We start from the raw sequence: 21552 nt of genomic DNA on the forward strand, positions 1-21552 counted from the left end.
GGTTATAGCGCAGCGGTCGGTGCGCCGGAACTGGGGATTGGATTTTGATCTTCCAGGACAAGTGAGGTGCGTTGAGCGTGAGCGAAGGGCAATGAATAGTGTGCCGTGTGGTCCCCTCATCCGCCTGCCGGCACCTTCTCCCCGCTGGGGAGAAGAGATTTGTGGCAGCGCTTCACTTCCTCTCAAAGCGTCTGTTGTGGAACCGAAGCCAATCCGCTTGCTCCCTCTTCTCCCCAGCGGGGAGAAGGTGGCCCGAAGGGTCGGTTGAGGGGATGAGCGGCAAAGCCGCGAATGGCCTGAGCGCAAGCGAAGGGCAATGTAGAGGCGCGCCAACGCCGCGAACCGCTCAGCCGCAGCCCGGCACATCTTCCAACCGATGCCAGACCGGGATGCCGCGCTCCCGGGCGATGCGGACGTCGTTATCCGCCCCCTTGGAATCGCCGGGCAGGCGCAGCACGCCCTCGCAGAGCTGCAGCAGCCGGCCGGCGACCGGGTGGAAGATTTCTTCATAAAGCGCGTCGCCGACCGACCGGCCGCCGGCGGCGTGCCAGATCGGCAGGGCCACCCATTCGCCGATCATCGGCACATGGCCGGCTTCAAACAGCGCGTGCGAAGGCGCTTCCAGCCGCTTCAGGTTGGCGGCCATCTTTTCCGGGTCGTCGCCCGTTCCCGACCGATAGGGCCCGGCAATCAAAATCAACATGATCCACTCCTTCGCTCCGCTCTATGCGGGAGCACTCTCCCGGCCTCATGCACGGGATTTCGTGAAAATGCACGATATTTCTTGAATGTCGAGTCATTTCGTGCAAGATCGTGCCATCATGTTTAATTTCGTGCAGAGATCCGATGCTGACATCACAACGCAAGACCCTCATTCTCGACATCCTGCGCCGTGACGGCCAGGTGATCGCCAAGCGCGTCGCCGAGGATTTCGCGCTTTCGGAAGACACGATCCGCCGCGACCTCAGGGAAATGGCAGCGGAGGGGCTGCTGAAACGGGTGCATGGCGGGGCAATGCCGCTGGCGCCAGACCTGCCTGATTTCACCGCGCGGCGCAGCGTCTCGTCGCAGATCAAGGCGCGGCTGGGGGCGGCGGCGGCGGCGATGGTGAAGTCCGGTCAGATGATCTTCCTCGATGGCGGCACGACGACGGCGGAGATCGCCAGGCAACTGCCGCGCGGCATGCCGCTGACGGTTGCGACCCACAGCCCGACCATCGCCGCCGAACTCGAACACCACCCGACAGCCGAGGTGATCCTCACCGGCGGACGGCTTTACAAACATTCGATGGTGGCGACGGGGGCAGCGGCCATGGCGGCCATCGGGCAGCTCCGCCCCGATCTCTTCTTCCTCGGCGTCACCGCGGCGCATCCGGTGCACGGGCTTTCCACCGGCGATTTCGAGGAGGCGGCGATCAAGCGGCATATCGCCCGCTGTTCGGCCGAAACCCATGTGCTGCTGACCGAGGAGAAGTTCGACCTCGTCTCGCCCTGCCCGGTGCTCGGCATTTCCGAGGTGGCGGGGCTGATCGTCCCCATGGAGATGACGACCGAGCGGCTGAAACCCTATCGCGATCTCAACGGCGCAATCGCCGCAGCATGATGGTGCTGCGGGAGGGCCGAGGTGCTGCAGCATGCGGCAGGAGGCTTGCAGCAAGGGCCGCGATGAAGGCCGCCAGCACGGCATAGGCCGGCGCCATGCTGCCGGTTCCAAGGGTGAGCATCGTCTGCAGATATGGCTGCGCCAGCGCGATGATGACGGAAAGTGCCGGCATATCGAGCAGGGTCCCGGCGATCCGCGACAGTTCCGGCATGAAGGCTGCACCGGTAAGCGCGCCGTAGACCGCCGTCAGGCGGAGTGCGAGGCGCAACGGCGCCGAGGCTGCAAGCGGCGGCATGTCGCCATCCTCGACGGCAATCATGAGATAGGCTGCGAAAGCCGCCAGAAACAGCAAGGCGACGGGCAGCGCCGCCAGGGTTGCGGGCCGAGTCAGAGCCGCCGCATCCGCCGCCAGAAAAAGGAGGATCGGCGTGGAAGCGACGAACCAGATGGCGACGATCGGGCCCCAGAACCAAGTGAGCGAGAGAGCGTGAAGACGGAGCAACGTCGCCATGAAGAGCACCCCGATCGCGGTCCAGATGCAGGCGGGTTTGAGCACGCCCGATATCAGCTGGAGGGCTGGCTCGCAGGCGCCGGCCATATCGCCGCAGCCGGACAGCTGGATCGTGAGCCAGGTGATATAATCGAGGCTCAGCGCGGCGAACATGAAGATGCCGATACCCATCAGCATCCACCAGAGATAGCGGCCTGCAAACATGCCCTGCCCTCATGGCTTCCAGGACTGTGCTCACGTCGCCGCGAAAGGGTGCATCCGCGATCGCAGGACGTACCCTTTTTATATTAGGTAATTCTTATTTTTCTCATAACTTATATATTCGGTTCGAACTCATCCGGCCAAGGCGGAGGTGACCCTGATATCGCCGACATGGATGCCGTTCCAATTGCGCATCGGCTTTGCGGCATGGGCCATCAGGCCCGCATGGACCTCGCTCTCCGTCTCGAAGAAGCGGGCAAGCGCCGCCGCCACCATGGCTTCGGCAGCACGGGTCGTGCCGTCCTCGCATTTGAGCGCGATGGCGATGCCCTTTTCGGGGATGGCGGCGCAGAAGACACCCTCGGCACCGGTTTTGACGAAGATCCGGCCGGGGGCGATTTGCATCAACTCCGTGCAGGCGCGACCGGAGCCGGCGACGTAGAAGGGTTCGGCCATGCAGGCTTCGATCAGCCGGCGGGACGCCTTGGCGCGCAGGGGTTCGAGGCCGGTGCCGGTCGCCATTTTGGCAAAGCCGTGAGCCAGGCTGCGCAGCGGCACGGCATAAGTTGGAATGGAGCAGCCATCGGTGCCGCAGCTTTCTGCTCCGAGCACCGCGCCGGTCAGGCTTTCCATCGCCGCTCGGATCTCGACCTGCAGCGGATGCTGGTAGCCGATATAGCCCTTTGGATCGATACCCTGGTGGCAGCAGGCGCAGATAAAGCCCGCATGTTTTCCCGAGCAATTGTTATGCAGCGCGTTCGGCGCATCGAGCGCGCGGACCTGACGGATCAGGACCTTTTGACTCATCGACCAATGGGCGCCGCATTCCAGCGCCTCGGCATCGCGACCGGCCCGCGATAGCATGGACGCGGCCAGCGCCACATGCTCGTCTTCGCCATTATGCGAGGCGCAGGCCAGCGCCAATTCCTTGTCGCCGAAGCCATAGGCATCGGCCGCGCCACTCTCGACCAGCGGCAGCGCCTGCATCGCCTTGCAGGACGAGCGCGGGAAGACCGCGGCTTCGATGTCGCCCAGCGAGAAGACGAGCTTGCCATCGCCATCGACCACAGCCACCGCGCCGCGATGGCGACTTTCGACGAGCAGGCCGCGGGTGACTTCGACGGTGACGGGATTGGTCATGAGGTTTTATCCGGATGCTGGCGGGATAGCGCAGTCCATAACGCGTCACGCGGCGAAAGCCAACGGGGTTGACGCTTTGCAAGGGTTAGGCGGCCGCGCGAGTGCCTGCCTGATGGAGCACCTGGCGCGCCTGCGGTGAGTTTGGCGGAGACGTCACCGCACATTCCGTCATCCTCGGCCTTGAGCCGAGGATCCATGCCCGCTGCTGGTGGAGGTCAGCGTGGGTCCTCGGGACAAGCCCGAGGAAGACGGAAGGTGGGGTGAGCGCCTGCGCTTTTCTATTCTCTTTCGACAACGATTTTCCGCAGGACACCGCCACTGTCAGGAACCTGGACTTCGATGGCTTTGCTCTTATTTCCGGGTTTCGCCTTGCCGCAAATTGCAATCGCAGCCCTCATGAGGCCTCTGTCAGTCATGCGTTCTCTGTCAGTCGGTATAACTGGCTTAAAAGTATCTGTGGCTTGTCTCGCCGATTCCCATGTCATCTGGAAACCACATCCCCTCATCACAAGATCCCGAAAGAAGTGTTGAACGAGCGGCCGACCGTCAGGGCCAACGCTGCTGCAACCGGCAACGGCGAAAGAAAGCGCAACAGCGCCAATAAAGCGAAATTTCATTGTCCCCATCCAATTGATCAACCCCGGCGAGCACTAAGGGCAGAAGATTGATAGAGTCAATCGGCCATGAGCACGGCGAGCATTTACCTGGCGAGCCAGGCGCTCAGCCTCGCCGCGGGCTCAGACGGCGATCACATCGTCCAAATATTCATCACATAAATTGACCGAAGCGATCGAAAACTATCGTTTCTCTGATGGGTCAGATGCGACTAAGAGTGGTGCATCAGGAACCGCTCTCATGTCATCCACCTTTTCCTTGATCCTTCGCGACAACAGGATCCGCATTCCCAGCGTGACCCTCGTCGCGCTCGCCTTCACCTATGCGTCGACCGCGCCCTATCAGTCGATCATCGGGATCAATGAACTCGGCTTGAGCAACGGCGCCTATTCGGCACTGGTGTTCTTCTCGGCGATCGTCAACGTTACCACGAGCCTGACGCTTGGCATCTGGTCGGACAGGCTGAAGGAGCGCCGGCCGCTGGTGCTGGGACTTTCCGTCGCCGGCATGCTCGGCTTCGGGTCGATCGCGCTCATTCATAGCCCCGTGGTCTTCATCTTCTCAACGCTGTTGCTGGTGCCGATGAGCAATTCCACCTATTCGCTGCTGTTTGCCAGCCTGCGCGCCAGGACCAACCAGATGGACCGTGGCCAGGGGGCGGCGATCACCGCGACGGTGCGGGCGCTCTTTTCCGGCTCATGGGCGCTGGCGCCGGGGTTGATCGGCCTCTATCTCGTCAGTTCGCCATCGATGACGCCGGCCTATGGGATCGCGGCATTGGCAAGCTGCACCTGCTTCTGCCTGTATTTCTTCTTCGCACCCGGAAATGGCGCCGGCGGCCCTGCCCCCGATCCAGTCGGCTTCTTTGCTTCGCTGAAACGGATTTTCGTGCCGCATGTGCTGTCGCGCGTTATCGTCATGGCGATGCTATTCGGGCTGCAGCGGCTGAACGCCATGCTCCTGCCGCTGATCATCATCCATGCGGCCGGCGGCACCGTGGTCGATGTCGGCTTCATGGCCGGTTTGACGGCTTTGCTCGAGATGCCGTTCATGATGATGTGGGGTTTTGCGCAGCGCCGCTTCCGAAGCGCGCATGTGCTCGCCTTCGGCGCGCTGATCTATTGCGTCTATCTGCTGCTGCTCGGCTTTGCTTCCGCACCCTGGCACGTCTATGCACTGCTCCTTTTCAATGCCTGCGGGGCGGCAGCGATCCTCAGCGTGCCGATCACCTATCTGCAGGACCTGATCGCGGACCGGCCGGGGCTTGGAACCTCGCTGATCTCGCTGAACACGTTCATTGGGGTTGGCGTCAGCGCCGGCCTCTTCGCCTTCGGCACCGCGATCACCGATTATTCCGGCACGGCCTTCGTCGGCGCGACCGCGGGTCTCGCATCGATCGGAGTGCTGCTCTATCTCGAAAGCAGCAGGCGGCAGGCGCGACGTGCGACGTTCCGATCGAAAGGCGTCAACCCGGCGTGATGCGATAGGCGCAGCGACGGGCGCCGGCGAGGATGTGTTCGCTGCGCTCGACCTCGGCGTCGAGGACGGCGCGGAAGGTTTCGAGTTCGGAGCGGCAGAAGCCGGCGCAGGCGGTGGCGGCCGCACAGATCGGGCAGTGGTTTTCGACCAGCATGAAGGATCCGTCCGGCTCCTGCCAGTGATCGGCCATATAGCCCTCGCGGGTGCGGATGCCAGCAAGGGCCTCGACGCGCGAGGCAAGGTCATGCGCCTGGCTGAGCTCCTGCCGGTAGCGCTGCAGCGTCTCGGCTTCGCGGGCGGAAATGACCGTATCGAGCGCTGCGGGGCCGAGCTGTTCGACGAGCGTGCCGAGGAGGTTTGCCGTCAGTTCGGCATGGCCATCCGGGAACTGACGGTTGCCGCTGGCCGTGAGGTGCCAGAGCTGGCGCGGCCGACCACGGCCGGCAGCAGCAACGGTGACCGGTTCCACCAGCCCCTCCTCCGCCATCTTCGACAGCTGCTGGCGGGCGGCCTCGCCCGATATGCCGAGCGTATCGCCGATCGCGGTGGCGAGCTGCGGCCCGTCGGTCTTAATCAGGATCAGGATGCGATTGGCTGGGGACTGGCGCATTTTTTCCAAGTAAAGTCTTGTTTAATTCGAGGCGGCGTGTAATTTTCCAATTTATAACTTGGGAAATAATCCTTCGCCAGTAAAATCTCGGGGTCCTCCCATGTCGAATATCGACCAGACAGCAGTCATTCCCAGCGCCAGCTCCGTCTTCCGCCTCTTCCTGCCCGAGCACCTGCCGGCAACGCTGATGCTGGCCGGCGGCGTAACGCTTTACGCTGTGGAGAGTTACATCATGGCGACGATCGCACCTTCGATCGTACGCGATATCGGCGGCCTCGCGTTGTTTTCCTGGGTCACCAGCCTGTTCGTCGCCGCTGCCGTGCTCGGCTCGATCTTCGTCGCCATGCGGCCGCGCGGTATCGGGCTTCGATCCGTCTATGTGATCGCGGCACTGGTCTTCGGCGCCGGCAGCCTGATTGCCGCAGCCGCACCGTCGATGCCGGTGGTGCTGATCGGACGCGCAGTGCAGGGTCTCGGAACAGGCGCACTTGCCGCGCTCGGCTATGCCTTCATCCGCTTCGTCTATCCCGAGCCGCTATGGCCGAAGGCATCGACCCTCTATGCGGCAATCTGGGGGGTCTCGACCGTCATCGGGCCGACGCTCGGCGGCTTCTTTTCATCCGGCCACGCCTGGCGCTATGCTTTCATCGTGCTGGTGCCGCTCGGCCTGCTGATGGCGTTCCTGGCGCCACGGCTGTTGCCCGACGTCGAGGATGACCGCGAGCAGGCAAAGACGCCGGTCGCCCAGATCGGGCTGCTGCTTGCCGCCGTCCTGATGGTGAGTGCGGCCGGCGCGATCGAGGCCACAGCCACGAAGGTCGCGCTGATCGCCGCTTCGGTCGTCGCGGTCGCCGGCATGATCGTCATCGAGGGCCGAAGCCCGAACCGCCTGCTGCCCTCCGGCGCCGTCAGTCTTTCCCAGCCGATTTCACGGGTTTACCTGGCGATGCTCGCCGTGACTGTCGTTCTCGTCAGCGACGTCTTCATTCCCTATTTCCTGCAGACCCTGCATGGGGTGCCAGCGATCGTCTCGGGTTATCTCGTGGCGCTCGTCGCCCTCGGCTGGACCTTGGCCGCCTTCCTCAGCGGCTCTTGGACCGGCGGCCGAGCCTATTGGGCAATCGTCATTGGCGCCCTCATCGAGGCGGCGGCGACCGCTTGCCTCGCCCTCTTCCTCGCCAAGGACAATCCCGAGGGGCATACGCTCCTCATCGTGCCGGCGGCGATCGGCATGTTCATGATGGGCTTCGGTATCGGTCTCGGCTGGGCGCATCTCGTCGCCATGGTTTTGAGGCTCGTGGCCGACAACGAGAAGGACAAGGCTTCTGCCGCGATCCCGACAATGAGTTCGCTCGGTGGGGCGTTCGGAGCCGCCTTTGCCGGCGTCATCGCCAATGGCGCCGGCCTCGTCGATCCCGGCGGCATATCAGGCGCGCTGTCGGCAGCGCACTGGCTCTATCTGCTGATGGCGCTGCCCGGTGTTCTCGCTGTCGGCGTGTCGCTGACATTACCGCGCCGCGCGTCCGATAGGACGCACTAAGAGCGCCCTATCTCTTTGTTTTGGCGCAATTCCCTGCAAAAGCGCTTCGCGCTTTTGCAGGGAATTGCTCTAGCCAACGCGCAGCATGATCTTGCCGACATGGCTGCCGTCTTCCAGCAGCCGGTGGGCTTCGACGACCTCTTCGAAGGCAAAGACCTTGTGGATGACGGGGGCGACGGTGCCGGCTTCCAGCAGCGGCCAGACCTCGGAGAGCAGGTCGTCGCGGATGGCGCGTTTTTCTTCCGCCGTGCGCGGCCGCATGGTCGAGCCGGTGACCGTCAGACGCTTGACCATGATCGGCGAGAGATTGACCTTTTCGGCGAGCGCGCCGCCGAGGAAGGCGATGATCGACAAGCAGCCATCTTTGGCCAGCGAGGTAATGTTGCGCTCGAAATAGGAGGCGCCGATCATGTCAAGGATGATATCGACGCCGTGGCCGGTCTCGGCCTTGATCACCTCGGCGAAATCCTCGCTCCTGTAATTGATCGCGCGTTTGGCGCCAAGCTTTTCACAGGCCGCGCATTTCTCCTTCGAACCCGCCGTTGCGTAGACTTCAGCGCCGAAGGCACGGGCGAGCTGGATCGCCGTCGTGCCGATGCCGCTGGAACCGCCATGGATCAGCACCGTCTCGCCTTCCGTCAGCCCGGCCATCTGGAAGAGATTGGCCCAGACGGTGAAGAAGGTTTCAGGCAAAGCTGCCGCCTTCACCGCATCATAACCTTTGGGAAAGGGCAGGATCTGGCCTGCCGGCAGCAGGCAATATTCGGCATAGGCGCCGCCATTGGCGAGCCCGCAGACCTTATCGCCGACGCCATAGCCGCTGACGCCGGGGCCGACGGCGACAATTTCGCCTGCAAGCTCCAAGCCGAGGATCGGGCTCGCACCCTTGGGCGGGGGATAGCTGCCCTGGCGCTGGGCAATATCGGGCCTGTTGACGCCGATCGCCTCGGCACGCACCAAGACCTCTCCGTCGCCGGGCACGGGCAGAGGACGCCTGCCGATCGTCATCACCTCCGGCCCGCCGAAAGACGGCAGATCGACGAAACGCATATCCTGAGGCAATGGCATAACCGACTCCTCCCTGGAGCGGTTCAGCTTTTGGTGGAAGTGGGCGGAACCGCTCTCGCTTTTTGTCTAAAGCACAGGAAGTAAATCAGCCCCGCGGGCTTGGGAAGGCTTGATGTGGCAGAGGCGTCAATTCGCCTCGCCCAGCAGATGGAAGACCAGGCCTTCGTCGCTATCCTTAGCGGCCGACTTGATGATGGCGATTTCGGCGCTGACGCGGTTTATATCGTCGATGACGAGGCCTTCCGGCAGTTCGATGACGCCGATCGAGCAGCGCATCAGCGGGAACAAAGCTTCCGCACCGGTGCGATCGTGACCGAGGATGCGGCCGGCGGCGCGATCCTCATCGGAATAGAAATCCCGCACATCGTCATGGAAATCACTGATCAGCCGGTCGAGAATCTCCGTCAGCTCTTCCTTGGTCCAGCCGACGACGCCGATGAAGAAATCGTCGCCGCCGACATGGCCGAGGAAATGGCGCTCGGCGAAGAAATAGCGGCGCATCAGCGCGGCAAACAGCGAGATCGCATGGTCGCCGAGATGGAAGCCATAGGCATCGTTGAACGGCTTGAAATTGTCGAAGTCGCAATAGCAGAAGTGGCGGAGCTCATCGCCGTCGCGGCCGGACTGACGCATGAAATCGCGGATGGCGCGATTGCCCGGCAGGCCGGTCAGCGGGTTCTGGTCCTGCGCGGTCTTCAGCTGTTTCTCGTTGATGACCTTGATCAGCGAAGCGGCGGAGACGACGCCGGCATAGCGCATATTGTCGGTCAGGATCAAGCAGTTGCTGCCTTCCATATTGGCGAAGATCGCCATCAGCTGCTCGGCGTCGCTGTCGAGGCCGACGATCGGCGCCATCTCGACGAAATGCGAAATGCTGCGCTCATACATCTTGTTCTTCAGGAGATCCCGGCCGAAGGGCTGGTAGATATATTCCTTCAGGTGATGCTCGTGGATGATGCCGCGCGGCTCGTCATTGGCGTTGAGGACGGGAAAGAAGGCCTGGCGCGGATTGCGCCGGAAGAGTTCGAAGACGCTGTCGATGCTGTCGTTCTCGTAGACCGTCGGCAGCATCTCGATCTGCTTGCGGATGAGGATTTCATCGAGCGACTGGCTGCCACGCTTGCTCTTGCCGAGCTCTTGCAGATGCGGAAAGGACGGCGCCAGCTCCGATATATGCGTCGTCGGGCGGGAGATGAACCAGCCCTGGACGAGGTCGACGCCATATTCGCGGCAGGCGATGAATTCGGCCTCGGTCTCGATGCCTTCGGCGATGACGCGCGTGCCGAGCACATGGGCGATGTTGACGATGCTCTTCAACAGATGGCGCTTGCGCGGGCTGCGGTCGATCTCGGCGACGAAATGGCGGTCGATTTTGAGATAATCGACGGCATAATCGCAGAGCAGCTTCATCTCGCCGTGGCCGACGCCGAAATCGTCTATCGCCAGTTTGAAACCGGCCTTGCGCAGCCTGGAAACGAGGCCGGAAAATTCCGGCACGCTGGTATTGTCGAAACGCTCGGAGAATTCGAAGCAGACGGAGGATGGCGGAATATTAGCCTTCCGCAAATGCTGCAGCAGGCTCTCGACCAGGTGTTCGCCATGCGGAATGAGCCGGACGTCGAGATTGAGGAACAGCGTCGAAGTGGAGAAATTCGACAGCGTCGCGAATTTGGCGAGCGCGCGGCTGGCGACCATCTGTTCGAGCTGCAGCAGCTGGCCGGCCTGGTGAGCCTCGTCGAGGATGTCGATGGGCGTTTCGTAGCCGATGCGCTCCTGGCCGCGCATCAGGGATTCGTAGCCGAAGACCGTGCCGGTGCCGGCCTCGACGATCGGCTGGAAGGCATTCTCGACCACGAGCTTGGCAAGGGTTACGATCTGATCGCTGGCGTAACGCCGCAGGACATCCGGCGCGACGGTGGCAGCCAAGGACACCCCAGTCTTCACGTGGCCGGTCTTCATTGTGGCTGATCTCCACTGTGACTTGTTCTTTTTCATCCGGAACATGCCGCAGAAGGGTCAATGAACTCTTTCGCCAATGTGAAAGTTTTATGAAACGCGCAAGGGTCTTGCACGCGTTCCGCGTCTATTCAATTTTTCAAATGCAATCAAACGCTTATTCAGGCGGAGCGACGGCGCTCCGCCTCGTGATCGGCGAACATGTCGGCGACGCATCTGCCGCCGGATGGAGCGCCGTCGTCAAGAACATCGTCCCGGAACTCATTGAGCTTGCGGGTGGTATCCCAGAGGCGCAGAGCCTCGCGGACAACCTCACTGCTCGAGGCGTAGCCGCCATTGTCGACAGCGGCGCGGATGCCCGCTGCCTGTTGCGGAGAGATGGAAACGGTGACCATCGGCATGAACTTCCTCCCTTTTCTGATCAGGCAGAACCCTGCCTCTGGGGGACGCATGACCATTTTCAGCATTCTCGGCGATCTCGCCGGTGCCTTGGTGCATTCGCACTCGGGCCGTTCGCTTGCGTGGGACCGGCCTCTAACCCCTTCAGTCTAATCCCCTGTCATAGTCTTGTCAAAAAATGAACGGCTGCTCTCCTCAGCTGCGGATGCCGAGGCCGAAGGCGATCAACGTCGAGCCCTGGACGATGAGATCGGCGGCCAGGAACAGGCCGAGGATCCAGAGGCTGTTCACCGGCCAGCCGAGCGCGATGACGAAACCCGCAAGGGCGGTGATGACGCCGCTTGCGACGATCCAGCGCCAGCCCTTGGTGGGCTTCATGCGCATGCCGACCCAGGTGCGAAAGACGCCGGCGACGACGAGCGCCAGCGACAGAAACAGCGTCAGCGCCGCCGAGGTCAGGATCGGATTGATGAAGGCGCAGATGCCGGCAAGCACATAGAGCAGGCCGCTCAGTATCCAGAAAAGCACGTGATCCCAGCCGCGCACCTGGAAGGCATGGACGAGATAGATCACGCCGCCGAACAGCATCAGCATGCCGACATAATAGACCGAGACGACGGTGGCGAGCATCAGATTGCCGAGCGCGATCAGGCCGCAGACGAGCAGCAGCACGCCGAGGCCGGTAAACCAGATCCATTTCGACTGCAGCGAAGATCTCGGCGTTCCCTCAAAGACATCGGCCATGACGCACCTCCTGACAGATTCGAATATGTTGCAGCAATTCGGCAGGGAAAGATCTGCATCCGAGCAAATCAGCAAAGATTTTTATTGATTGATCAGTCAATCAAAAATAACCTGCCGCTGATTTCAAGGAGTGGTTTGTTGCCGAAGGTCGGAATGGAGCCGGTGCGCCGCAAGGCGCTTGTCGATGCGGCGCTGCGGGTGATCGGCGATCACGGCTCGCTTGCTGTCACCATGTCCGACATCGCCCGCCGGGCCGGCGTATCGCCGGCCCTGGCGCATCATTATTTCGGCAGCAAGGATCAATTGCTGATCGAGACGATCCGCTCGCTTCTTCGACAATTGCGCAGCGATACGGTGGCGGCACTCAAGGCCGCCAGGACGCCGCGGGAACGGCTTTCGGCCGTCATCCGCGTCAGCTTCCACGCCGACCAGTTCGCATCGGAGACGATTGCCGCCTGGCTTGCCTTTTACGCCGAAGCGCAGCGCTCTGAAGAGACGCGCCGCTTCCTGGTGATCTATGCCAGGCGGCTGCGCTCCAATCTGCTGGCCGACCTCAAGGCGCTGCTGCCCGCCGACGCCGCAGAACGCATCGCCGAGGGCGCTGCGGCGATGATCGACGGGCTCTATATCAGGCAAAGTCTGAAATCGGCGCCGATCGGCATTGAAGCCTCGATCGCGCTGACCGAGGATTATCTGACGACGCAATTGGGCAAGGCCGAGATTTCAGCCCCCTCATCCGGCCCTGCGGGCCACCTTCTTCCCGAGGGGAGAAGGGACGACCATATCGAACCACTCAAGGGACAAATGACATGAAAGCCCAGCCGAAAGCCTCGCACTTCATCGACGGCGAATATGTCGAGGATACTGACGGCACCGTCATCGAGAGCCTCTATCCCGCGACCGGCGAGGTGATCGCCCGGCTGCATGCGGCAACGCCTGCGATCGTCGAAAAGGCGATTGCGGCGGCCAAACGCGCCCAGCCGGAATGGGCGGCGATGAGCCCGATGGCGCGCGGGCGCATCCTGAGACGGGCAGCCGACATCATGCGCGAGAGAAACCGGGCGCTTTCCGAACTGGAAACGCTCGATACCGGCAAGCCGATCCAGGAGACTGTTGTCGCCGACCCGACCTCGGGTGCGGATGCCTTCGAATTCTTCGGCGGCATTGCGCCGGCCGGCCTCAACGGCTCGCAGATCCCGCTCGGCCAGGATTTTGCCTATACCAAGCGGGTGCCGCTCGGCGTCTGCGCCGGCATCGGCGCCTGGAACTATCCGCAGCAGATCGCCTGCTGGAAAGCTGCGCCGGCGCTTGTCTGCGGCAATGCCATGGTATTCAAACCGTCGGAGAACACGCCGCTCGGCGCGCTGAAGATCGCCGAGATCCTGCATGAGGCGGGACTGCCGAAGGGGCTCTTCAATGTGATCCAGGGCGACCGCGATACCGGGCCGCTGCTCGTCAACCATCCCGATGTCGCCAAGGTGTCGCTGACCGGCTCGGTGCCGACCGGGCGCAGGGTGGCGGCGGCGGCTGCCGGCAACCTCAAGCATGTGACGATGGAGCTCGGCGGCAAGTCGCCGCTCATCGTCTTCGACGACGCCGATCTCGATTCGGCGGTCGGCGGTGCGATGCTCGGCAATTTCTATTCGACCGGCCAGGTCTGCTCGAACGGCACACGCGTCTTCGTGCAGAAGGCGGTCAAGGAGGAATTCCTCAAGCGGCTGAAGGTCCGCACCGAGGCGATGCTGATCGGCGATCCGATGGACGAAGCGACGCAGGTCGGGCCGATGGTCTCCTGGTCACAGCGCGAGAAGGTGATCTCCTACATCGAGAAGGGCAAGGCCGAGGGCGCAACGCTGATTGCCGGCGGCGGCATTCCGAACAATGTCTCCGGCGAAGGCTATTATGTGCAGCCGACGGTGTTTGCCGATGTCACCGACGACATGACCATCGCCCGCGAGGAGATCTTCGGGCCGGTCATGTGCGTACTCGATTTCGACGCCGAGGAGGAGGTGATCGCGCGCGCCAATGCCAGCGAATTCGGCCTTTCCGGCGGCGTCTTCACCGCCGACCTCACCCGCGCCCACCGCGTCGTCGACCGGCTGGAAGCCGGCACGCTCTGGATCAACACCTATAATCTCTGCCCGGTGGAAATCCCCTTCGGCGGCTCGAAACAATCCGGCTTCGGCCGCGAGAATTCGCTGGCCGCGCTGGAGCATTATTCCGAGCTGAAGACGGTTTATGTCGGCATGGGGCCGGTGGTGGCGCCTTATTGAGAAAACATTTGCCCCTGCCTCTGCCCCTCACCCTAACCCTCTCCCCGTAAAAACGGGGAGAGGCGACGTGCCAAACGGAGCGTCGAGGTTGAGGAGGCCGGTGCGACATACCCCCTTCTCCCGCGAGCGGGGAGAAGGTGCCGGCAGGCGGATAAGGGGCAGGCTCTGGGAAAACAAGAAGCAGCCGGATGATGGCAGCTCGAGGGAACAAGACTATGCAAGCAGATTTCGTCATCATCGGCTCGGGCTCCGCCGGCTCCGCCCTCGCCTACCGCTTGTCGGAAGACGGCAAGAACAGTGTCGTCGTCATCGAGGCGGGTGGCAGCGATTTCGGGCCGTTCATCCAGATGCCGGCGGCGCTTGCCTGGCCGATGAGCATGAAGCGATATAACTGGGGTTATCTGTCCGAGCCGGAGGCGAACCTCAACAACCGGCGCATCACCGCGCCGCGCGGCAAGGTGATCGGCGGCTCCTCCTCGATCAACGGCATGGTCTATGTGCGCGGTCATGCCGAGGATTTCAACCGCTGGGAGGAGCTCGGCGCCAGCGGCTGGGCCTATGCCGATGTGCTTCCCTATTTCAAGCGGATGGAACATTCGCATGGCGGCGAAGAAGGCTGGCGCGGCACCGACGGGCCGCTACATGTCCAGCGCGGCGGCTTCACCAATCCGCTCTTCCAAGCCTTCGTCGAGGCTGGCAAACAAGCGGGCTTCGAGACGACGGAAGATTATAACGGCAGCAAGCAGGAAGGCTTCGGTCTGATGGAGCAGACCATCTTCGGCGGCCGCCGCTGGTCTGCCGCCAATGCCTATCTGAAACCGGCGCTGAAGCGGGACAATGTCAAGATCGTCTACGGCTTTGCGCAGAGGATCGTGATCGAGGACGGGCGGGCGACCGGCGTCGAGATCGAACGCAACGGCAGAATAGAAGTGGTGAAGGCGAACCGCGAGGTGATCGTCTCGGCCTCCTCCTTCAATTCGCCGAAGCTCTTGATGCTGTCGGGCATCGGTCCCGGCCAACATCTGCAGGATATGGGCATTACGGTGAAGGCCGACCGGCCGGGCGTCGGCGCCAACCTGCAGGACCATATGGAATTCTACTTCCAGCAGGTGAGCACCAAGCCGGTGTCGCTCTATTCCTGGCTGCCGTGGTTCTGGCAGGGGGTGGCCGGCGCACAATGGCTGCTCTCGCGCGGCGGGCTCGGCGCCTCCAACCAATTCGAGGCCTGCGCCTTCCTGCGCTCGGCGCCGGGGCTGAAGCAACCTGACATCCAGTATCATTTCCTGCCGGTGGCGATCAGTTATGACGGCAAGGCGGCGGCGAAGAGCCACGGCTTCCAGGTTCATGTCGGCTACAACCTGTCGAAATCGCGCGGCAGCGTCAGCTTGCGCTCCGCCGACCCCAAGGCCGATCCGGTGTTGCGCTTCAACTATATGAGCCATGCCGAGGATTGGGAGAAATTCCGCCACTGCGTGCGCCTCACCCGCGAGATCTTCGGGCAGAGCGCCTTCAACGACTATCGCGGACCGGAGATCCAGCCGGGCGAAAGCGTGCAAAGCGACGAAGAGATCGACGCCTTCCTGCGCGAACATTTGGAAAGCGCCTACCACCCCTGCGGCACCTGCCGGATGGGCGCCAAGGACGATCCGATGGCGGTGGTCGATCCGCAAACGCGGGTGATCGGCGTCGAGGCCTTGCGCGTCGCCGACAGCTCGATCTTCCCGCACGTCACCTATGGCAACCTGAACGGACCATCGATCATGACCGGAGAGAAGGCGGCCGACCATATCCTCGGCAAGCAGCCGCTGGCACGCTCGAACCAGGAGCCGTGGGTCAATCCGCGCGCGGCCGTCAGCGATCGATGAGCCGGTTATCCGGTTTCAGAAAAAACCGATCCACCGTCCGGCTATGACGGCGGCGATCCACAACACGGCCGACAGGGCGGCGGCGAAGCGCAGGCCAGGCTGGACGATGCCTAGGGAAAGCACCATTTTCCACCCTCGCCCGAGATGCACGATCGACAGGTTGAGAAGGCCGAGGGCGACCAGGCAAAGCTTGGCGAGGAAAGCAGGATTGCCGGCATATTCGACCGCCCGGACGCTGAACAGGCAGAAGCCGGTGACAATAGCCGCGACCAGGCCGACGCCGGCGGCGCGCGACAGAAACGGCGCGAGGATCTCAACCGGCACCTTACGGAAGAAACCGGCGAGCCTCAGATCGAGCGGCAGGATGGCGCCGATGAGTAGCCCGATCGCCAGGATATGGGCGGCGTTGATGAACATGTAGAGTGTTCCGGAGCGCCGGAGCGCGACCGCAGGTGCCGTGGCTGACAGCCATTCGAGAATGTCGATCACAGCTCGGTTCGCCCGGGGGTCAGTTCGTCCGGATGCGGTCGGGATAGATATCGTAGCGCTTTTCGCCGATGGTGAGGCGCACGGCCTTCAGCCGCTTCTCCTTTGGATCCTGCGAACGGTTTCCAAGCGCCACGACCTTATCGCCGGGCTTGGCCACACCTTCGACGAAACCGGAGCGTTCCGTCTGGCGCGGATTGCCGAGTTCGACGAGCCAGACGCCATCATCGGCGGTGGCAACATCGAGCGTCGGATGCGGTCCGCCCATGGCGATCTTCTCGATGGTGCCGCGCAGTTCGATCTGATCCGCCTCGGCCCACGACCAGCCGTGATGGGCCGCCGCGCCTGTCGCGAGGGACGCCGAGAGTATGGCCGCCGCCACTAGAGCATTTCCGTTTTTCTTCGAACCACGGAAATGCTCTATCTCGTTGTATTCACGCGATTCCGGACGCAAAACCGCTATGGACTTTTGCTGGAATTGCTCTAGCCGCTGTGCTGAAATCATAGACATGATGTCCTCCCTACCCAATTGGACAGGCAGGTGGAGCATACCGGCTGGAAGAAAAGGGATTTCACCAAATCTTGAAGGAGGCGGGCGGCAACTGAAGCCTGACCTTACGCCAGCAACCGAGTGACTTCGGCGCTGTGCTTTGGTGCGATGGCATCGGCGATGGTGGTGGAGAACAGCACCTTGCGGGTGGCGTCGGCGACCTTGGCGAAGACGTGGCGGATCTGGCAGTTCTGTTCGCCGTCGCAATCGTCGCACCGGCGGTAGGCGGTGATCGACAGGCACGGAAGCGGCGCGATCGGGCCGTCGATGATACGAAGGATCTCGCCGAAGGTAATGGTGTGGGCGGGCTTCAGCAGGAGATAACCGCCCTGCTTGCCGCGACGGCTGGCGACGACGCCGTGATGTTTCAGGTCGAGCAGGATCTGTTCGAGGAACTTTTTCGGGATCTTCTGCTGCGCCGCGATATCGGAAATCATCACCGGTTCGTCGGCATCGGCATCAGCCAAGACCGTGAGCGCCCGCAGCGCATATTTCGCCTTTTGCGTAATCATTTTTGACCATCGACACACACAGGCAGTGCGAATCTCCGCACTGCTACGGAAGTACTTTTGCCTCTATGGCACAACCAGCATGAACGGAATTTGAACGCGCCAGAGAAAGCCTTGAGAGACAAGCGTTTTGGCCTTGTTTTTCGCCCTCGGCCAAGCTCTCTTAATCTATGCCAAAACCACGCCTTCTGCACCATTTTCGGCATCACTTCAGATTTCGGATTGACAGGCTGCGTGTAACTCTACTATTTCTATAGACATTCGAGCTGCCGATGTGGATTTTCGTCCGCAGGCGGCTGCTTTTCTGCATCGCGGCAGCTTCGGAGAGATATTTGCTCCTCCGGCCGCAGCTTTCGAAATCCCTTTTTCTGTCCGATCCATGCGCGAACTGCGATACTCCCGTCAACAAAGGACAGGATTCTCATGACTGTTAACAATCCCATTGCAGAGGCCGAAGCGCTGAACGACCGACTGGCGAGCCTTGATCTCGCCGGACGGCTATCGCTGGTCTCCGGCCTCGGCGGCCGCGTGGTGTTCACGACGTCACTCGGCATCGAGGACCAGGTGATCACCGCCGAGATCGGCACGCACCGCCTGCCGATCGATATCGCGACGCTGCAGACAGGCCGGCTGTTTGCCGAGACGCTGTCGCTGATCGAAGAGACCGAAAGCCAGTATGACATCCATATCCATCGTTTCGAGCCCGAAAAGGCCGATATTGACGCCTATGCGGCGCAATACGGCCTCAACGGTTTCTACGAGAGCGTCGAGGCCCGGCATGCCTGTTGCGGCGTGCGCAAGCTGAAGCCGCTTGCGCGTGCCCTTGAAGGTGCTGCGATCTGGATCACCGGTCTGCGCCGCGGCCAATCGGCCAACCGCGCCGAAACGCCCTTTGCCGAATATGACGCCGAACGACATCTGCTGAAGGTCAATCCGCTCGCCGATTGGGACCTGGAGGCGATCAAGACCTTCGTTTCCGCAAATGGCGTGCCGGTCAATCCGCTGCACGCCCGCGGTTATCCCTCTATCGGCTGCGAACCCTGCACGCGGGCGATCAAGCCCGGCGAGCCGGAACGCGCCGGCCGCTGGTGGTGGGAGCAGGACGAGACGCGCGAATGCGGCCTGCATGTCGCCGAAGAGGCCGCAGCGATCGCCGCACAGTAAATCACCCCACGGCTTTCCCAATCAGGGCGCGGCAACCGCCGCAGCCTTGGGAAAGTCAACATTCCCGGGGAAAGCCAACATCAAGGAATTGTTTTGCGGTGAACCGCAACGACCGATAGCCTGGAGTAAGACATGCCCGATAGCCGTCCGGATACGGAACTCAGCAATCCGCAGAGCGCCAAGGCGCCGCTCGACCCGCATCTGAAAGCGCTGGAAAATGAATCCATCCACATCTTCCGCGAGGTTGCGGCCGAATTCGAGCGTCCAGTCATGCTCTATTCGATCGGCAAGGATTCCTCGGTGTTGCTGCATCTGGCGCGCAAGGCCTTCTATCCCGGCCGCGTGCCCTTCCCGCTGTTGCATGTGAACACCGGCTGGAAATTTTCCGAGATGATCGCCTTCCGCGATGAGACCGCGAAGAAATACGATCTCGATCTCATCGAACACATCAATCCGCGCGGCAAGGCCGAAAACATCACGCCGTTCACGCATGGATCGGCCGCCTTCACCGACATCATGAAGACCGAGGGGCTGCGTCAGGCGCTCGATGCCGGCCAGTTCGATGCCGCATTCGGCGGTGCGCGGCGCGATGAGGAAGCCAGCCGCGCCAAGGAGCGGATCTATTCCTTCCGCACGCCCGACCATCGCTGGGATCCGCGCAACCAGCGGCCGGAACTCTGGAACATCTATAACGGCATGATCCGCAAGGGCGAGAGCGTGCGCGCCTTCCCGCTGTCGAACTGGACGGAGGTCGATATCTGGCGCTACATCCAGGCCGAGGACATTCCGCTGGTGCCGCTCTATTACGCCAAGAAGCGGCCGTTCGTGGAGCGCGACGGGATGATGATCCTGGCCGAGGATCCGCGCCTGGAACTGCTGCCCGGCGAAGTCCGCCAGGAAGGCATGATCCGCTTCCGCACCCTCGGCGACTTCCCGCTGACCGGCGCCATCCGCTCACAGGCGACCACCCTCGAAGAGGTGATTGCCGAACTCGAAATTGCAACGGTGTCCGAACGCCAGGGCCGCGCCATCGATCGCGACCAGTCCGGCTCCATGGAAAAGAAGAAGCGTGAAGGATATTTCTGAGATGACCGCAGCCCAAACCGCCGTCTCGGCCGCAACCGTCGTCAGCCTGCCCGCCGCCGAGCCGCTCAAGGCCCTGCGCGATACCAGGCCGCTGCGCCTCATCACCTGCGGCAGCGTCGATGACGGCAAGTCGACTTTGATCGGCCGCCTGCTCTGGGACACCAAGGCGGTCAAGGAAGACCAGGCCGCCACCCTGCAGCGCGATTCCACCGGCAAGCAGAACGATCTCGGCCTGCCCGATTTCGCGCTTTTGCTCGACGGCCTGCAGGCCGAGCGCGAACAGGGCATCACCATCGATGTCGCCTATCGCTACTTCTCGACCGACAAGCGCTCCTTCATCGTCGCCGATACGCCCGGCCACGAGCAATATACCCGCAACATGGCGACCGGCGCCTCGACCGCCGATCTCGCCATCCTGCTCGTTGACGCCCGCCTCGGCATTCTCGAGCAGACGCGCCGTCACGCGACGATTGCCTCGCTGCTCGGGATCAAGCAGTTCGTGCTTGCCGTCAACAAGATCGACCTGACGGGCTACGACCGTGCCGGCTTCGATAAGATCAGCCATGACTTCCGCGAGTTTGCCCTGTCGCTCGGCGTCAAGCAGATCACCGCCATTCCGATGTCGGCGCTGAAGGGCGAAAACGTCGTCTATTCCGGCCAGGCCGCCATGCCCTGGTATACCGGCCCGTCGCTGGTGGAGACGCTGGAGCTTGCGACCGTGCGCTCGTCGCAGACGGTCGGCTTCCGCCTGTCCGTCCAGCGCGTCTCGCGTCCGGGCGAAAGCTTCCGCGGCTATCAGGGCACGGTTGCCGGCGGCTCGGTCAAGCCGGGCGACAGCGTCATGATCCTGCCGTCGGGCATGGTCGCCAATGTCTCGAAGATTGTCACCTTCGATCTCGTCCGCAACGCCGCCGTTGCCGGCGACGCCATCACCCTGGTGCTCGACCGTCAGGTCGACGTGGCGCGCGGCGACATGATCGTCTCGATCGACGCCCAGCCGCAGGTCGGCCTTGCCTTCGACGCGCAGATCGTTGCCTTGCAGCCTGAGGGCATCGAGCCCGGCAAACGCTACTGGCTGAAGAGCGGCAGCCGCCGCCAGCGCGTTCAGGTGCAGCCGCTCAGCCAGCTGGAACTGAAGACCGGCACCTGGAACGCCGCCCAGCGGCTCTATATGAACGCCATCGGCAAAGTCCGGCTCGTCTTCGACGAAGCCGCGATTTTCGATCCCTATGAGCAGAACCGGCTTTCCGGCTCCTTCATCCTGATCGATCCGGAGACCAACAACACGGTCGCCGGCGGCATGGTGACCGGCAAGCGCACCGAACTCGGCGGCCTGCACAATGGCGAAGCCCGCGTCATCCTCTCGCTTCCGGCCGACCTTGCCGAACAGATCATGGCGAGCGAACTCTTCGCCAGCCGCAGCCATGAGGCCGAGGTACGGCGCATGACGGCAGCCGAAGCGGCCGACCTCTGGTCGAGCGCTGCAAGCGATATCTGATGAGGGATAAGGGGCCAGCAAGACTGGCCCCTCACCAGAGAACCGATCAAACTGAGACTTTGCGATAGGGCTCCGTGCCCGCTTCCGGCCGATAGTGTTGAAAAAGTCGAAAATCCGGACTTAAGGTCAGCCAATTCGTGATTTGAGCGAATGTTGCCGCTCGATGCTGTTTCACTTCCGCAACGCGGCCCCACGCTGCTTCAACGTAAAAATGGCAGGTCCCCAGCTCAATTTTCCGTGTCGGCCTCTACGGCCG

21 protein-coding genes are annotated in these 21552 nt (G+C 62.4%); 10 read left to right on the top strand and 11 right to left on the bottom strand.

The genetic code is table 11. The features are described from left to right. Nucleotides 1-346 precede the first annotated feature (346 nt). Nucleotides 347-703, bottom strand: a complete 357-nt coding sequence (locus G9X64_RS00690) for a hypothetical protein (RefSeq protein ID WP_003546432.1) — start codon at nt 701-703, stop codon at nt 347-349. A 143-nt stretch (nt 704-846) separates the two neighbouring features. Between G9X64_RS00690 and G9X64_RS00695 the strand changes: the two genes are divergently transcribed. Next, nucleotides 847-1602, top strand: a complete 756-nt coding sequence (locus tag G9X64_RS00695; protein ID WP_168312459.1) for a DeoR/GlpR family DNA-binding transcription regulator — start codon at nt 847-849, stop codon at nt 1600-1602. Here G9X64_RS00695 and G9X64_RS00700 read toward each other — a convergent pair. Both G9X64_RS00700 and G9X64_RS00705 read right to left on the bottom strand, forming a co-directional pair. Beyond that, nucleotides 1577-2317, bottom strand: a complete 741-nt coding sequence (locus G9X64_RS00700; protein ID WP_168312458.1) for a hypothetical protein — start codon at nt 2315-2317, stop codon at nt 1577-1579. The two genes, G9X64_RS00695 and G9X64_RS00700, sit on opposite strands and share 26 nt — an antisense overlap. 129 nt (nt 2318-2446) lie before the next feature. Continuing rightward, a complete protein-coding gene (locus tag G9X64_RS00705) occupies nt 2447-3454 on the bottom strand; it encodes an asparaginase (protein ID WP_168312457.1) in 1008 nt (335 codons plus the stop codon). A gap of 260 nt (nt 3455-3714) precedes the next feature. Between G9X64_RS00705 and G9X64_RS00710 the strand changes: the two genes are divergently transcribed. Then, nucleotides 3715-4122, top strand: a complete 408-nt coding sequence (locus G9X64_RS00710; protein WP_168312456.1) for a hypothetical protein — start codon at nt 3715-3717, stop codon at nt 4120-4122. 187 nt (nt 4123-4309) lie between these two features. After that, on the top strand, nt 4310-5548 hold the full coding sequence (locus G9X64_RS00715; protein ID WP_168312455.1) for an MFS transporter: 1239 nt from the start codon (nt 4310-4312) through the stop codon (nt 5546-5548). Here G9X64_RS00715 and G9X64_RS00720 read toward each other — a convergent pair. Continuing rightward, complete coding sequence (locus tag G9X64_RS00720; RefSeq protein WP_168312454.1) at nt 5535-6158, bottom strand: helix-turn-helix transcriptional regulator; 624 nt, start codon at nt 6156-6158, stop codon at nt 5535-5537. The genes G9X64_RS00715 and G9X64_RS00720 overlap by 14 nt on opposite strands. Nucleotides 6159-6258: 100 nt before the next feature. On the opposite strand from G9X64_RS00720, the gene G9X64_RS00725 reads away from it, so the two are divergent. Further along, nucleotides 6259-7698, top strand: coding sequence for an MFS transporter (locus G9X64_RS00725; RefSeq protein ID WP_168312453.1), 1440 nt, complete (start codon nt 6259-6261; stop codon nt 7696-7698). A gap of 69 nt (nt 7699-7767) precedes the next feature. On the opposite strand, the gene G9X64_RS00730 is transcribed toward G9X64_RS00725, so the two are convergent. From G9X64_RS00730 to G9X64_RS00745, 4 genes are all read right to left on the bottom strand, one after another. Beyond that, nucleotides 7768-8766 carry an NAD(P)H-quinone oxidoreductase gene (locus tag G9X64_RS00730; RefSeq protein ID WP_168312452.1) on the bottom strand — a complete coding sequence of 333 codons (999 nt, stop codon included), beginning with the start codon at nt 8764-8766 and terminating at the stop codon, nt 7768-7770. 126 nt (nt 8767-8892) lie between these two features. Then, a complete protein-coding gene (locus G9X64_RS00735) occupies nt 8893-10770 on the bottom strand; it encodes a GGDEF domain-containing protein (RefSeq protein WP_168312451.1) in 1878 nt (625 codons plus the stop codon). 113 nt (nt 10771-10883) lie between these two features. Continuing rightward, the gene (locus G9X64_RS00740) at nt 10884-11123 is read right to left on the bottom strand and encodes a ribbon-helix-helix domain-containing protein (protein ID WP_168312450.1); all 240 of its coding nucleotides are present in this window, start codon (nt 11121-11123) and stop codon (nt 10884-10886) included. Nucleotides 11124-11316: 193 nt separating this feature from the next. Next, nucleotides 11317-11865, bottom strand: a complete 549-nt coding sequence (locus tag G9X64_RS00745) for an HdeD family acid-resistance protein (protein ID WP_168312449.1) — start codon at nt 11863-11865, stop codon at nt 11317-11319. Between the two features lie 138 nt (nt 11866-12003). On the opposite strand from G9X64_RS00745, the gene betI reads away from it, so the two are divergent. From betI to betA, 3 genes are all read left to right on the top strand, one after another. Then, nucleotides 12004-12678, top strand: a complete 675-nt coding sequence (gene betI, locus G9X64_RS00750; protein ID WP_168312448.1) for a transcriptional regulator BetI — start codon at nt 12004-12006, stop codon at nt 12676-12678. Beyond that, a complete protein-coding gene (betB, locus tag G9X64_RS00755) occupies nt 12675-14138 on the top strand; it encodes a betaine-aldehyde dehydrogenase (protein WP_168312447.1) in 1464 nt (487 codons plus the stop codon). Before betI ends, betB begins: the two co-directional genes overlap by 4 nt. A 215-nt stretch (nt 14139-14353) precedes the next feature. Further along, entirely contained in the window at nt 14354-16003 is a 1650-nt protein-coding gene (gene betA / locus G9X64_RS00760) for a choline dehydrogenase (protein ID WP_168312446.1), read from the top strand. 15 nt (nt 16004-16018) lie between these two features. Here the strand turns inward: betA and G9X64_RS00765 are convergent, their stop codons facing one another. From G9X64_RS00765 to G9X64_RS00775, 3 genes are all read right to left on the bottom strand, one after another. After that, on the bottom strand, nt 16019-16492 hold the full coding sequence (locus G9X64_RS00765) for a DUF6644 family protein (protein WP_171375759.1): 474 nt from the start codon (nt 16490-16492) through the stop codon (nt 16019-16021). A gap of 19 nt (nt 16493-16511) precedes the next feature. After that, nucleotides 16512-16871: a DUF6152 family protein gene (locus G9X64_RS00770; RefSeq protein ID WP_168312496.1), complete on the bottom strand. Its 360-nt coding sequence runs from the start codon at nt 16869-16871 to the stop codon at nt 16512-16514. A gap of 233 nt (nt 16872-17104) precedes the next feature. Beyond that, entirely contained in the window at nt 17105-17551 is a 447-nt protein-coding gene (locus G9X64_RS00775; RefSeq protein WP_003546399.1) for an RrF2 family transcriptional regulator, read from the bottom strand. Between the two features lie 420 nt (nt 17552-17971). On the opposite strand from G9X64_RS00775, the gene G9X64_RS00780 reads away from it, so the two are divergent. The 3 genes from G9X64_RS00780 (at nt 17972) to cysN (ending at nt 21296) form a co-directional block, all read left to right on the top strand. After that, entirely contained in the window at nt 17972-18712 is a 741-nt protein-coding gene (locus G9X64_RS00780; RefSeq protein ID WP_171375760.1) for a phosphoadenylyl-sulfate reductase, read from the top strand. A gap of 132 nt (nt 18713-18844) precedes the next feature. Beyond that, nucleotides 18845-19798, top strand: coding sequence for a sulfate adenylyltransferase subunit CysD (cysD, locus tag G9X64_RS00785; protein ID WP_003546395.1), 954 nt, complete (start codon nt 18845-18847; stop codon nt 19796-19798). A 1-nt stretch (nt 19799) separates the two neighbouring features. Beyond that, nucleotides 19800-21296, top strand: a complete 1497-nt coding sequence (gene cysN, locus G9X64_RS00790; protein ID WP_168312443.1) for a sulfate adenylyltransferase subunit CysN — start codon at nt 19800-19802, stop codon at nt 21294-21296. Nucleotides 21297-21552 lie beyond the last annotated feature (256 nt).

The organism is Rhizobium sophorae, assembly GCF_013087515.1.
Classification (GTDB): Bacteria; Pseudomonadota; Alphaproteobacteria; order Rhizobiales; family Rhizobiaceae; genus Rhizobium; species Rhizobium sophorae.

Bases quoted from the DNA above. Each gene is read 5' to 3' on its own strand.
- G9X64_RS00690 (WP_003546432.1), bottom strand. From the start codon at position 703: ATGTTGATTTTGATTGCCGGGCCCTATCGGTCGGGAACGGGCGACGAC.
- G9X64_RS00725 (WP_168312453.1), top strand. From the start codon at position 6,259: ATGTCGAATATCGACCAGACAGCAGTCATTCCCAGCGCCAGCTCCGTC.
- G9X64_RS00695 (WP_168312459.1), top strand. From the start codon at position 847: ATGCTGACATCACAACGCAAGACCCTCATTCTCGACATCCTGCGCCGT.
- G9X64_RS00700 (WP_168312458.1), bottom strand. From the start codon at position 2,317: ATGTTTGCAGGCCGCTATCTCTGGTGGATGCTGATGGGTATCGGCATC.
- cysD (WP_003546395.1), top strand. From the start codon at position 18,845: ATGCCCGATAGCCGTCCGGATACGGAACTCAGCAATCCGCAGAGCGCC.
- G9X64_RS00740 (WP_168312450.1), bottom strand. From the start codon at position 11,123: ATGCCGATGGTCACCGTTTCCATCTCTCCGCAACAGGCAGCGGGCATC.
- G9X64_RS00775 (WP_003546399.1), bottom strand. From the start codon at position 17,551: ATGATTACGCAAAAGGCGAAATATGCGCTGCGGGCGCTCACGGTCTTG.
- G9X64_RS00720 (WP_168312454.1), bottom strand. From the start codon at position 6,158: ATGCGCCAGTCCCCAGCCAATCGCATCCTGATCCTGATTAAGACCGAC.
- betB (WP_168312447.1), top strand. From the start codon at position 12,675: ATGAAAGCCCAGCCGAAAGCCTCGCACTTCATCGACGGCGAATATGTC.
- G9X64_RS00780 (WP_171375760.1), top strand. From the start codon at position 17,972: ATGACTGTTAACAATCCCATTGCAGAGGCCGAAGCGCTGAACGACCGA.
- G9X64_RS00735 (WP_168312451.1), bottom strand. From the start codon at position 10,770: ATGTTCCGGATGAAAAAGAACAAGTCACAGTGGAGATCAGCCACAATG.
- G9X64_RS00705 (WP_168312457.1), bottom strand. From the start codon at position 3,454: ATGACCAATCCCGTCACCGTCGAAGTCACCCGCGGCCTGCTCGTCGAA.
- G9X64_RS00715 (WP_168312455.1), top strand. From the start codon at position 4,310: ATGTCATCCACCTTTTCCTTGATCCTTCGCGACAACAGGATCCGCATT.
- betA (WP_168312446.1), top strand. From the start codon at position 14,354: ATGCAAGCAGATTTCGTCATCATCGGCTCGGGCTCCGCCGGCTCCGCC.
- G9X64_RS00730 (WP_168312452.1), bottom strand. From the start codon at position 8,766: ATGCCATTGCCTCAGGATATGCGTTTCGTCGATCTGCCGTCTTTCGGC.
- cysN (WP_168312443.1), top strand. From the start codon at position 19,800: ATGACCGCAGCCCAAACCGCCGTCTCGGCCGCAACCGTCGTCAGCCTG.
- G9X64_RS00745 (WP_168312449.1), bottom strand. From the start codon at position 11,865: ATGGCCGATGTCTTTGAGGGAACGCCGAGATCTTCGCTGCAGTCGAAA.